Origin of the sequence: Spirosoma endbachense, assembly GCF_010233585.1 — a bacterium.
GTDB lineage: Bacteria > Bacteroidota > Bacteroidia > Cytophagales > Spirosomataceae > Spirosoma > Spirosoma endbachense.
Genome location: NZ_CP045997.1, coordinates 1,937,084 through 1,950,733 on the forward strand (window position 1 = coordinate 1,937,084; position 13,650 = coordinate 1,950,733).

General features: G+C 48.5%; 8 protein-coding genes. 5 read left to right on the forward strand and 3 right to left on the reverse strand.

The annotated features are described in order from the left end of the window. The first annotated feature begins 28 nt into the window (after positions 1-28). The 3 genes from GJR95_RS07620 (at position 29) to GJR95_RS07630 (ending at position 5,202) form a co-directional block, all read left to right on the forward strand. Positions 29-2,884 (forward strand): M16 family metallopeptidase, encoded by a 2,856-nt coding sequence (locus tag GJR95_RS07620; RefSeq protein WP_162385308.1) that lies wholly within the window; start codon positions 29-31, stop codon positions 2,882-2,884. Positions 2,885-3,050: 166 nt separating this feature from the next. Next, entirely contained in the window at positions 3,051-4,502 is a 1,452-nt protein-coding gene (locus GJR95_RS07625) for a leucine-rich repeat domain-containing protein (RefSeq protein ID WP_162385309.1), read from the forward strand. Between the two features lie 106 nt (positions 4,503-4,608). Further along, positions 4,609-5,202 (forward strand): DoxX family membrane protein, encoded by a 594-nt coding sequence (locus GJR95_RS07630; protein WP_198424816.1) that lies wholly within the window; start codon positions 4,609-4,611, stop codon positions 5,200-5,202. 130 nt (positions 5,203-5,332) lie between these two features. Here GJR95_RS07630 and GJR95_RS07635 read toward each other — a convergent pair whose 3' ends face one another. The 3 genes from GJR95_RS07635 to GJR95_RS07645 form a co-directional block, all read right to left on the reverse strand. Then, positions 5,333-6,583 carry an efflux RND transporter periplasmic adaptor subunit gene (locus GJR95_RS07635; RefSeq protein WP_232541115.1) on the reverse strand — a complete coding sequence of 417 codons (1,251 nt, stop codon included), beginning with the start codon at positions 6,581-6,583 and terminating at the stop codon, positions 5,333-5,335. A gap of 19 nt (positions 6,584-6,602) precedes the next feature. Next, positions 6,603-11,006, reverse strand: a complete 4,404-nt coding sequence (locus tag GJR95_RS07640) for a CusA/CzcA family heavy metal efflux RND transporter (protein ID WP_162385310.1) — start codon at positions 11,004-11,006, stop codon at positions 6,603-6,605. A 249-nt stretch (positions 11,007-11,255) separates the two neighbouring features. Continuing rightward, a complete protein-coding gene (locus tag GJR95_RS07645; RefSeq protein WP_162385311.1) occupies positions 11,256-11,642 on the reverse strand; it encodes a hypothetical protein in 387 nt (128 codons plus the stop codon). Between the two features lie 371 nt (positions 11,643-12,013). On the opposite strand from GJR95_RS07645, the gene GJR95_RS07650 reads away from it, so the two are divergent. Both GJR95_RS07650 and GJR95_RS07655 read left to right on the forward strand, forming a co-directional pair. Beyond that, positions 12,014-12,934 carry an EamA family transporter gene (locus GJR95_RS07650; protein WP_162385312.1) on the forward strand — a complete coding sequence of 307 codons (921 nt, stop codon included), beginning with the start codon at positions 12,014-12,016 and terminating at the stop codon, positions 12,932-12,934. Between the two features lie 54 nt (positions 12,935-12,988). Beyond that, positions 12,989-13,594 (forward strand): DJ-1/PfpI family protein, encoded by a 606-nt coding sequence (locus GJR95_RS07655; protein ID WP_162385313.1) that lies wholly within the window; start codon positions 12,989-12,991, stop codon positions 13,592-13,594. Positions 13,595-13,650: the final 56 nt, after the last annotated feature.

The window sequence follows — 13,650 nt, forward strand, 5'->3', positions numbered from 1 at the left end:
TTAGCATTACCCAACTAACTGTATTTTTATGCAAAACAACACTTTACGCTCCGGACGGACACCATCTGGAGGAAAACTGTCTGTATGGACGAGAAAGGGAACCCTGGCGACCGCTTTACTGGTCGGTAGTCTGACCCTATCCTCCGCGCAGGACAAACCGGCAGCTATTGCCCTTCCCGAAGGTGTTACTAAAGGTGCTTCTGTTGAAGGCATCACGGAATATCAGTTCAAAAATGGCCTGAAAGTACTGTTATTCCCCGACGCATCGAAGCCAACCGTGACGGTCAATATCACCTATCTGGTGGGGTCACGTCACGAAGGACTGGGCGAAACCGGCATGGCCCACTTACTGGAGCACATGGTCTTTAAAGGATCGACCAAACACACCAACATCCCCCAGGAACTGACTTCGCACGGTGCGAGGCCAAACGGTACGACCTGGCTCGATCGCACGAATTACTTCGAGACGTTTGCCGCAACCGACGAAAACCTGAAATGGGCCCTCGACCTCGAAGCCGACCGGATGGTGAACTCGTTTATCAAGAAAAGCGATCTGGAAACCGAGTTTTCTGTGGTGCGTAATGAGTTCGAAATGCGCGAAAACTCCCCTCAGAATGTACTGAATGAGCGTGTTGTATCATCCGCGTTTCTGTGGCATAACTACGGAAAATCGACCATTGGTAACCGCTCCGACCTGGAGAAAGTACCCATTGAAAACCTTCAGGCTTTCTACAAGAAATATTACCAGCCCGATAATGCCGTACTGGTTGTAGCCGGGAAGATCGATGAAGGCAAAACCCTGCAACTCGTCAATGAGTATTTCAGTGCCATTCCCAAGCCAACACGCATTCTTCAGCCAACCTATAGCGTTGAACCAACCCAGGATGGCGAGCGGGAAGTAGCGCTTCGGCGCGTGGGTGACACGAAAGTTGTATCGGCGCTGTACCACATCATGCCAAGTTCGCATCCAGATTATCCAACTATGGATGTTCTGACCGAAGTGCTGACCAATGAACCCAGTGGACGACTCTACAAAGCCCTGATCGAGACAAAAAAAGCGTCGCAGGAATACGGCTATTCGTTCATGACCAAAGATCCGGGGTACGTGTATTTTGCCGCCGAACTACTCAAGGAAAGCTCACTTGGCGACGCCCGGAAAGCGCTTCTCGGTACGCTCGATTCGGTTTCGATCAAGGCCCCAACGAAAGATGAAGTCGATCGCGCTAAAGCCAAGCTCCTGAAAGATCTTGAAGTAAGCTTTAAAGACGTTGAACGGTTAGGGCGTACGTTGAGTGAATACATCGCTACTGGCGATTGGCGGTTAGGCTTCCTCTACCGGGATGCCCTCGAAAAAGTAACGCCTGCCGATGTACAGCGCGTCGCTGGCTTCTACTTCAAACCATCGAACCGTACGGTAGGCGAGTTTACTCCGGAGCCGAAACCCGATCGTGTTGATGTGCCAGATGCGCCGGATGTCGATGCTTTAGTCAAAAATTACAAAGGTCGGGCGGCTATTGCCAGCGGTGAAGCGTTCGACCCGTCACCGGCTAACATCGACGGCCGGACCCGTCGCGTAGAGCAACCCAATACCATCGAACTAGCCTTATTGCCTAAATCAACGCGTGGCAATGAAGTGAACGCCCGGCTAACCCTTCGGTATGGCGATCAGAAAAGCCTGATGAACAAAAGTGCTATTTCGGTTTTCACAGCATCCATGCTCGATAAAGGCACTACGACCCGCACGCGTCAGCAAATTAAGGATGAACTCGATAAACTGAAGGCTCAGGTTACTATGTTTGGTGGTGGTAATCAGGTCAATGCAACCATAAAAACCACGAAGGAAAACCTCCCGGCCGTGTTGCGACTTGTAAGCGATATGCTGAAACACCCTGCCTTCGATCCCAACGAGTTCGAAAAGCTGAAACAGGAACAGCTGGCACAAATTGAAGCGCAACGTTCAGAACCTCAGGCACTGGCGTTTACCGCATTTCAGCGCCAGATGAATCCGTATCCCAAAGAAGATATCCGGTACACCTCAACGCCCGATGAAGATGTAGCCGACGTAAAAGCCATGAAACTCGATGATCTGAAGCAGTTTCACAAGGATTTTTACGGCGCACAGAACTCGACAGTAGCCATAGTTGGCGATTTTGACGAAACTCCGATTCGCAAAGTCGTCATGGATGAATTAGGTTCCTGGAAAGCGAAAAAGCCGTTTAGCCGGCTGGTGACACCGTTCAACGATATCAAGCCTACTCCGCAATCCATCGAAGCTCCGGATAAAGCGAATGCATTTCTCGTAGCAGGTGTCAACATTCCGCTGCGCGACGATGATCCCGATTATCCGGCACTGGTGATGGGCAATTATATTCTGGGGGGCGGATTTCTAAATTCCCGGCTGGCCGTTCGTATCCGTCAGAAAGAAGGTATTAGCTATGGCGTTGGCTCACAGCTTCAGGCAAACCCACTCGATAAAACGGGAATGTTTATGACCTATGCTATCTACAATCCCGAAAATGCCGAGCGTCTGACCAAAGCATTCCGGGAGGAATTAGATAAAGTGGTAAAAGATGGCTTTACGGCCGAAGAACTGGCCTCCGCCAAGTCAGGTTATCTGCAATCGCGGATGGTTGGACGGGCGCAGGACCCAGGTCTGGCCGGTACGCTCAATAGCTACCTGTATCTGAATCGTACGATGACGTGGGATGCCGATTTTGAGAAGAAAATCACTTCATTGACCGCTGAGCAGATAAATGCGGCCATGAAAAAACATATCGACCCCGCCAAGATTTCGATCATCCAGGCTGGTGATTTCGCCAAAGCCGCCAAGAAACTTTCTGAGAAGCAGCCAGCTTCATCGGTGAGCGGTGGATCAAAAAATTAACTAGTTTCTGAACCGGGATTTAGCTGATTTTAGGATTAATCTGATTTTGTTTTCGTTGAAAAGACCTGAACAAGACCCCATTAATCCATAAATCTAAAAAAATCCCGGTTCTTTTTATGGAATTTAACTATAAATGTAGTCATACTCCTAAACCTATCGTTTTCTCATGAAAAAGCTACTTCTCTTTCTGTTGTTTGGCGGTTTTGCACTATCCGGATGGGCGCAGGTAAACGTGATTTTTTTACGCGATACAACCCGGCTAAACCTATCAGTGACTGACCTGAAAAAAAAATATCCATATGCCCTGAACCGCGTTATCGTGAAATCGGGCGCATCGTCGGAGGAAAAAGGGGCCTTTGCCACTCAGTCTAAACTGTTCATGGAAACAATCAATAGCAGGTATCAACAGTTTTTCACCTTTACAGAAAGCAACAAAAAACGGTTGCCAGTACTGGGAGTAATGCTCCAAACCGAGGAATTTATTCGGCCTGATGGCACCTACGAATGGGTATTATGCTCATTTAAAGGACGTGATTTAACGAATGAACAAGAGGGCAAGCTGATACAAATCATTGCCGAATGGTACAATCAGCATCCTTTTCCGTTGAAAACGCAAACTGGTTTTCATTGGGGAGGTATGACTATGCTTGGCAATATTCCTCAAAAACGCACCGTTCGGCGGGGTGCAGGCATTATCAGTACGCTGGAAGCGGCCGAAAAAACAACCCGGCCCGATACCGTAAAAATGCTCGCCTTTAATCAACTGGATTTGATCGCCGTACCCGAAATCGTCTATCGGTTTTCAAAGCTGGAAGAACTGGATTTATCGAAAAACGCACTTCATGAATTACCCGCCCGGCTAACTGCCGACATTCCAACGCTCAAACGACTGAGCCTGCTATACAACGTCATTCCCGACGACAGTGTATTTATTACCCGCAATAAGCATCTTCAGGCGTTGAACTTGCAGGGAAATCGGTTGACCCAGGTGCCACCGTCTATCCGAAAGAACCGCCGTCTGGAAAGTTTATGGCTGGGGAATAATAAACTGAAAGAACTGGATGGCAAAACGCTACGTCGTCTTCACCGGCTCAACGACCTGAATCTATATAACGCTGGGCTGACTCAACTCCCCAAAACCATCGGGAAGCTCAAGCATGTTCGGGTTATGGATTTGTATTACAACAAATTAACTGAACTCCCCCGCCAGATCGGCCGAATGAAGCGGCTTGAGCAGTTGGCCGTTGCTCACAATGATCTGAAGGAATTACCCCTATCGCTGACCAAGCTTCGCCGATTACAGGTTTTATACGCACACCACAACCGGATTAGCCAATTGCCTGATTCGTATCAGAAAATGACCTATTTAACGATACTCGATCTTGGCTACAATTGGTTTTCGGTGGCTCCCGAGGTGTTGGCCGCTCTACCTTCTCTGGAAGAACTTGACCTGAGCAATAATAATTTACAGGAGTTACCCCGCTCATTGGGCGAGTCAAAACGATTGAAGAAATTGTATTTACGATCAAATCCGCTCTCTGGTGCTAATGCAAAATCGGGGCCATATGCGCCGATCATCCAGCAATTGGAAGCCAATCAAACCGAGGTATTTTACTAACCTTAGCTGGCTGTTGTAAAAATCGAGTCGGTTAGGCAATTACATGATGCGCTACCCATATCCAATCAATTTTAGTTGAGGCTCATTTACTTTTGCAACAGCCACGATGACTATACCGCTGAATTTGAGCATGAAATTCTTACTAAAAGATCAGTATTGGCCTTACTTTCTCCTATCAGCCAGAGTGCTATTAGCCTGGACGCTGTTTCACTATGGTTGGGCCAAACTAACCGGCAGTCAGTTTGGAGTGGATGAGAAAACAATGAACTTACCTCTAAAAGAGGTTGGCTTGTTCCGGCTCTCCTGGTATTTGGCTGACCATCAGCCCTTCAAAGCATTTATCGGCATCTCCCAAATTGGTGTCTCTCTTTTATTGGTTTTTAACAGGACTGCTATCATTGGTGCTTTTGCCTCCATTCCTATTTGGCTCAACATTCTGATGTGGGATATAACATTTATGGAAGGAATGACCACGGCATTTACCTTTCGCCTGTCATTTTACCTGCTGCTAACTGGGCTGATTCTTTATCAGTCTGGAAATAAAGTCTTACCCGCCTTGCAGAGCTTAACAGAAAATAAATCTTCTATAGCTTACCCATATTGGGTATACTTGACCCTACCTGTAGCGGCCATTTGCCTTGAAGTTCTGGGTGCTATTCCTAACGCTATTTTATCGTATGCTGGACTTTTAGGGAAGTAATTTTGAGCGGTCAAAATAGCTATTTCTTAGCTCTACCTAACCGCATTGCCATAGAACCAATAACGATGTTGGAAATAAGATCCGAACTTCGCATGTGTTCTTCGGGTAGATATAGCTACTGTCCGTCATTTTATTCCTCTTCGCTATTGTTCAGTTTTGACAATAAACTATAAGCCCCGTTGACTACGATTGGTGTTTGTTTCGGGTCGATATCAGTAGGTAGTGTAATCGCGATATAACCATTTTCACGTATACCCGTTTTAATCTCCACCTGACGGAATTGATATACAGTGGGTTTTCGCTGTTTATCCTCCAGAATATAAATCAGAGACTTACCGCCATAACTTAGTACTGCGGCTTCGGGCAAAGCCAGCATAGGCTGGGTTTTAATATCGACCAGTCCGGTCACGTAGCCGCCGGGCGTATAATCACTGTCTTTACCATCGGCATGAGCCAGCACCTGAATTGTCCGATCAGCGGCAATCGATTTGCCGATCAGAAAAATAGTGGCCCGGTGGTTCAGTTGCGTCTCCGCTCCGGCCACATCGCCCCCCATCCTGAAGCGCACCACCTGCCCGGCATGAATAAGGCTGATGTCTTTCTCGAAAATAGTCAACTGAACATGTAAGTGATCGACATTTGTAATTTGTACTAATATGTCGGCGGGATTCACAAAGCGGCCATTGTTGACGGGAACCTCGGTAATGAATCCTGACACTGGCGATGGTACAGCAATCGTACGCGATAGGTTAGCGGGCGTTATTTGCTGCGGATTAATCCCCAACATGGTTAGTCGCTGAGTCAGTCCGGCCAGTTGTGCCTGCAAACTCTGGCGCGTCGAACGGGTCTGCTGAAAGACTTTTAGCGCATTTACATTTTCGCGGCTTAGTTCCTGCTGTCGGGCAAACTCCAGGTCTGCATAGTCAAGTTTAGCTTTTGTGTCCAGATAATCCTGCTGAAGTTGAACGTAATCTGGATTTTCAAGAACTACCAGCGTTTCGCCCTTCTTCACCCGCATGCCTGGTTCCAGATTAATCTTCCGGATATATCCTCCCACTGGCACCGATACCGACACCTGATTTTGAGCAGGCACATCGATCACGCCATTTACCTTGAGGGTTGTACTCAGTGTCTGGAAAGTCGGTTGCCCTACCTGAATATCAGCCACGTTGTATTGAGCCTGCGTCAGCGAAATACGCACGGGTCCGGCTGACTTACCAGAATCGGCCTGCTGGGTTGAATCCTGCCCTGAAGTTTGTGTTTCCGCCGTAGCCGAATCACTCGACTGGCAGGAAGATAAGCCAGCCAAAACACTACCGATCAGCGCAGCACTCAAAAATATATAAACTTGTGAACCGATTGATTTCATAAAGTCGATCATTGAACAGTGATGGATGTCGTTATGGATTGCCAAGCAGGTAATTGATGTAAAGTACCGATTGATTGTATTGATTCAGCAAGTCGAGATAATTTGACCGGATGGTAAGGGATTGCTGTAAAGCTAGCGAAAACTCAACGTAGCCAATATCACCACCACTAAAAGCACGTCGGGCATGATTCTGAATCACATCGGCCTGAACAAGCCCGGTTCCTTCGTAATAAGCAAGGGCATCCCGGTACAGCGTATACTGTCTGATGGCTTGCTCCAGTTGTTTACTGAGTGAAAACTGCTGATTCTGCAAATCGGTTTGTGCCATCTGTTCACCAATACGGGCGGCATTGATGCGGGCTTTTTGTGCCTGTCCCAACAATGGGAACGTAACACCTACCTGTCCACCATTGAACCGATAGCCGGGTCCAAAATACAACTCCTGCCCATTAATGAACTGATTTCCAACGAGTGTCTGACTGAACAACCCAACCAGAAAGTCGGGTTTCAGCCGGGCCTGTTCAACGAGCCGGGTTTGCTGAGCCACCTGAATTTGCTGCTGTAGCTGCCGAAGCAAGGGATTCCGAACCAGAGCCGCCGTATCCGCTGAGAGCGTTAGCGCTAATTTAGGTAATCCCAGCATTGGTACATCGATCGGTTCGCGACTATACAGAAGCTCCTGTAAACGCGTTCGGGCAGCCGTAGCGTTGGCTTCATTCTGCGCCAGCCGTACGCGTTGATCGGCCAGTTGGCTTTCGGCCGTTGCTTTTTCCAGTGTGCTCGTTTCGCCTACCCGAAGCCGCACAGCCGCAGCCTTCACAAATTCGGTCAATACCGTATCCTGTTGCTGAAATAAGTGTCGTTTCTGGTACAGATAAATCAGGTCATAATAGGTCGATTTCACCTGATACTGCACATCATTGCGCGTCACCAATACACCGGCCTCTCGATTGGCAACGGTCAGATCGTTCAGCTCCGCCATCCGGCGCATCAGCGTTGGGTTCGGAATGGTCTGCGTAATGGTCAGGTTGTTATCGAACCGGCGGCTGTTATACTGCCCCAGCATGGCCGTAACCGACAGACGTCCGGCGTCGTAGGCAGTTCGGCGCAGGGCCTGTTGCTGGCTAACGCCAAGCCCGGCAATCTGTACCTGTGCATTGCGTGCAGATGCTACTTGCAGGGCCTGATCGAGCGTAATGGTTTGGGCAGCAGGACTGATGGCCTGAGTCCAGCCACTTCCCGAACACAATAGCAGCAAAGCGACAACCGAAGCCACTGTTTTAGCGGGTGTGGCTGTTTTCTGGCGGGCTTTTGCCTCACGATCCAGGCTTTTCTTTTCTACCAGTGAGTATAAAATCGGCAAGACGATTAGCGTCAACAAGGTAGCTGTTAGCAATCCACCAATAACGACCGTTGCCAGTGGTTTCTGAACCTCTGCCCCCGCCGAGTTCGAAATGGCCATCGGAATGAATCCGAACGAAGCGACCAAGGCCGTCATGACAACGGGCCGAAGGCGTACCTCTGCCCCTTTTCGAATAATCTCGATCATATCGGTTAGACCTTCTTCGTGCCTAAGTCGGTTAAATTCAGCGATCAGGACAATACCGTTGAGCACCGACACCCCAAAGAGGGCAATAAATCCAACTCCCGCCGAAATACTAAATGGCATATCGCGAAGTAGTAAGGCAAAAATACCCCCAATGGCTGATAAGGGAATGGCCATAAAGATGAGCAGGCTCTGCCGAATGGACCCGAATGTGAAGAACAATAACGAGAAAATTAGCCCCAGCGCAATCGGAACGGCAATAGACAGGCGTTTTTTGGCGTCGATTAGATTCTGAAACTCTCCTCCGTAGGTAACGTAATAACCACTCGGAAACTTGATTCGCTGATTCACCTTTTGCTGTACTTCAGCCACGATACTTTCTACATCGCGGCCCCGAACGTTGAATCCCAGCGTAATGCGTCGATGTGTGTTATCGCGCTGAATCTGGTTCGGCACCTGCCTTATACTAACCTCGGCAATCTGCGCCAGTGGCAGCTGCTGTCCGGCGGGTGTGGCCACATATAAATTACGAACATCGTCGATGTTTTGGCGCTTGTCAGAAGCCAGTCTGACGACCAGTTCGAAGCGTTTTTCGCCTTCGAAAACCAGACCCGCCGACTGGCCCGCAAAAGCCGTATTGATCGTACGATTCACATCGCTTACATTCAGGCCGAATTTAGCAATCTGAGCCCGGTCGAGTTTGATCAGAATCTGCGACAAACCAGCCACCTGTTCAATATAGAGGTCTTTCGCTCCGCTGATAGTACGAATAGCACCTCCTACCTGATTAGCCAGTTTTTCCAGTTGCCCCAGATCGTCGCCGTATATTTTCAAAACAACATCCTGCCGGGCCCCGGTCATAAGTTCATTAAACCGCATTTGCACGGGTTGCTGAAAGCCAAACGTTACGCCTGGAATAACTGATAGCTCTTCGGCCATCTTATTCGCCAGTTCATCGCGCGTGGTGGCACTTGTCCACTGATCGCGGGGTTTTAGAATTACCATCAGGTCAGAGGCTTCGATTGGCATGGGGTCAGTAGGAATTTCGCCAGAGCCGACTTTGGCCACTACCTGCTCCACTTCGGGAAATTTCTTCAGCAGTATACGCTCTGCTTTTAGTGTAGCATCAACGGTTTCTGACAATGAACTGCCGGTCAGGGTTCGCGTATCAACGGCAAAATCGCCCTCATCGAGTTGTGGAATAAATTCACCTCCCATTCGGCTGAATAGAATTCCGGCAACAGCCAATAACGCCAGGGAGCAGGTTAAGATAATGAACCGATACCGTAACGAGCCTAGCAGAACTGGCTCATAAACGCGCTGAATCCGCTTCATAAGCTTATCGGAGAAGGTCTCTTTATGCACAACCGTTTTGTTCAGGATCAGGGCCGAAATCATGGGAACATACGTCAGCGAGAGAATAAAAGCACCCAGAATAGCAAAAGCTACGGTTAGCGCCATCGGTCTGAACATTTTCCCTTCAATACCCGATAATGCCAGAATCGGCAGATAAACAATCAGGATAATAATCTCGCCAAAAGCTGCCGACGAGCGAATCCGACTGGCGGCTCCAAACACTTCATCGTCCATTTGTTCCTGAGTGAGTGTCTGGTCTTTGTTGCGCAGCATAATATGGTGAAGCGTCGCTTCGACGATAATCACAGCCCCATCCACAATCAAGCCGAAGTCAATGGCCCCCAGACTCATCAGATTCCCCGAAACACCGAACAGATTCATCATGGCAATAGCAAAAAGCAAAGCCAGTGGAATGATCGATGCCACCACAAAACCCGCCCGAAAATTCCCGAGCAGTAATACCAGCACAAAAATGACAATGATGGCTCCTTCCAGCAGGTTGCGCTCTACCGTACCAATGGCATTATTCACCATTTTCGTCCGATCCAGAAATGGCACAATGGCTATGCCTTCAGGCAGTGTTTTCTGGATCTCAGTGATCTTTTCCTTTACCCGTTTGATAACGGCCGAGGAGTTTTCTCCTTTAATCATCATCACAACGCCCCCTACTGTTTCGCCCTGACCATTGCGGGTAACGGCCCCGTAGCGCACTGCCGAGCCAATGCGTACCTGTGCCACATCACGAATGCGCACGGGAAAGCCCTGATTATTGAGACGTACGGAGATATTGGCGATATCGTCGGTTGAACCAATTAACCCATCCGACCGAATGAAATAGGCATTTGGCTTTTTATCAATATAGGCACCGCCTGTATTCTGGTTGTTTTGCTGGAGTGCAGTAAAGACATCATTGATGGTGATTCCTACACTACGAAGCCGGTCTGGATCAACCGCAATTTCGTATTGTTTGAGCAAACCGCCGAAACCGCTTACATCAGCGACGCCGGGCGTTCCTAACAATCCCCGCCGAATGGTCCAATCCTGAATCGTGCGGAGGTCAGTTAGCGAATATCGCCCTTCGTACCCTTTTTTCGGCACAACCGTATACTGGAAAATCTCGCCCAGTCCAGTTGTAACAGGACTCATACCGGGTGTACCCACGCCAGGTGGAATCTGCCCGGCTACGTTTTGAAGCCGTTCGGCTATTTGCTGCCTGGCCCAGTATACATCCGTAGCATCCGTAAACACGACGGTAACAATGGACAGGCCAAATCGCGAAAACGAACGAATTTCGGTTAGATCGGGAATATTTGACAAACTGACTTCAATCGGAAACGTAACGAGTCGCTCGATGTCTTCGGCAGCCAATGAGGGACTGCTGGTAATTACCTGAACCTGATTATTGGTAATATCGGGTACGGCATCAATGGGTAATTGCGTTACCGACCAGCCGCCCCAGATTACTAACGCAAGCGTCAATAGCCCAATAATGAGTTTATTTTGGATCGAGAATTTAATGATAGCGTTCAGCATAGAACTACGCAATTCTTTATTACGAAGAGAATCAGTACGCCAGATGGGCAACGCAAGCACAAGCGTTGATACTCTGGTTCACGACAGAAAAGTTTTGATGATTGGGATAACCGACTCGGTCTTTCGACTATACCTTCGGGATATAGCATCGATGGCGGCTGTTCAGCGATCGCTAAACGTGCCAGTTGCATTCATCCGACGAGTGTAAGGCTTGCCAATAAGACACACCTCACCCATGAAATGCAAAAATTAAGCTCGGGGAGGATTGATCAGCGAGAAAACCGCCAGAAATGAGTACAGATCGGCTTTACGAATAAAGTCGGCCTTATAGGGCATGATTACCTGTACACTTGAAGAAACCACAAGGCGAATTGCATTCGGCGTAAAAACCGGGACCGAGTGACCGGCAGAAGGCAAATTATGATGACTGTGCGTAGGATGCTTCTGGTGTTCGGAATTAGCGCCATAATGCATGGCCAGAAAATCCAGAAAGCTAAGATTACTGACCTCTTTTTTGTGCTGCTGATAATGCTGCATCAACTCATTCCACTTTGCCGACTGGTCAATACTGAAGCCGGGCAGCAAACTGCTCCCCAGTAGTAAACAAGACAATAGGATGGCAACAACTGACCTCATAGCTTCGCGGCTTCATTTCCTAAACGCAGGGAGCGACCGAAAGTTTCAACACCTGATCAGGCAGGTCTAATTTAGAAACAATCCAATGGTAATGTCAAACGCCCAAAATTAACTCTCTATTGATCAGAGCGGTATCGGACGAGATAACGCAGTATCCCTAATTGAAAATCAGAATAGACAACGATTCTACTTTTTGCAGTCTGTCTGTTTTTTTAATGCCGTAAGCCTGTGTGATAAAGGATTTGCCCAGACCAAATAAAATTTTGCTTAGAATCTTCATAATCAATCATAGATAACACAAAAAAAAGAGTCTGTAAAGGAGAAAAAGCCAGTGGGTGTGTGTTACACCAGCAGCAAGTAGTAAACGAGTTATGCAAGCCATTTCTTCCTCAGTTTCTCCAACTCCCAATCGTGTCACTCTCTGGTCAGCTTTAGTCTCAGTCTATATTCTGTGGGGTTCGACGTACCTGTTCATCCACTTCATGACGGAGCAGATGCCTCCTCTCTACATGGCTGCCATGCGGTATATTGTAGCGGGAGGTATTCTGTATACGTACGCCCGACTAACGGGTACGCCACGCGCAACCCGGATCGAATGGCAATCGGCAGGAATTGTAGGTGTTTTGCTATTGACTGTTTCCAATGGCTGCCTAACCCTTGGTATTCAATACATTCCAACCGGTATGGCCGCTTTGCTGGGTGGAATGCTACCCGTATTTCTGCTGACACTTAACTGGGTATCCTTTGGACGCCAACGGCCGACTAATCTGGCACTGGCCGGATTACTGGTTGGTTTAATCGGTATTTTTTTCCTCATAAAACCGGACAAGCTACAGGGAACCAGGGGGGTGCATGCAAATGTCCTTGGTTCCAGTCTGGTCATATTCGGCAATTTTGCCTGGGCAATCGGTACGCTACTGGCTCCCCGAGTATCGCTCCCATCGGGTACGATTTCCAGCGGAATTCAAATGATTATTGGCGGATTCGTTCTACTGGTCATCAGCTTAGTAATGGAGCCTGTTACTCCCTGGAGCATCTTGGTAGCTCCTCCCAAAGCTATCTGGTCCATGTTCTATCTGGTCATTTTTGGCAGTATCGTCGGATTTTCATCCTACGCCTGGCTGGCACGGAATGCACCGCCCCAACTCCTGTCGACCTATGCATTTGTGAATCCGGTAGTGGCCATGCTACTGGGTACGTTTTTTGCCGGGGAAGTATTCTCAAGCCAGTCACTCATTGGGGCAATGATTGCCCTGGCAGGGGTAGTACTGATCACATTGGGCAGGAAATAGCCGTCTGTTAAAACCTGCCAACTGCCTGCTAACGACTGAATATTACCGACAATCATGCGCACCGTAGCTATTCTGCTTTTCAACGAAATTGAGGTTCTGGACTTCGCCGGGCCATTTGAAGTCTTCGGCATAGCGGGTAAAGTAGCTGGCAAACCCCATTTTCAGGTTTTTACGGTTGCCGAACGAGGTCCCGTTTATGCCCGCAATGGTCTATGTGTAACGCCAACGTATCTGTTAAATGATCACCCAAAAGCCGACATCATTATTGTGCCGGGTGGTGGCGGCTACCATACCGACGGAACACCCTTTGGTTCACGACGCGAAATGGATAATCCTGCCATTCTAAACTGGGTTCGTCGATCGGCCGAAACAGCGGAGTTGGTCCTTTCGGTTTGTACCGGAGCGTTAATACTGGCGAAAGCGGGTTTGCTCGAAGCCCTCTCCGCGACTACGCATTACATGGCTATCGACAGTCTTTCTCAGCTAGCGCCCAACACAACCGTCCTTCCGGCTGAACGCTATGTCGATAATGGCCAGATCATTACCTCTGCGGGCATTTCGGCCGGAATCGATATGTCATTGTATGTTGTTGGCAGGCTCCTCGGTAAAGACATTGCCGACGAAACAGCCGAATACATGCAGTATGATTATTGGAAATGAGTGAATTGTTGAATGATTGAGTGATTGAATAGCTGACTAATTGAGATTAATTAGTC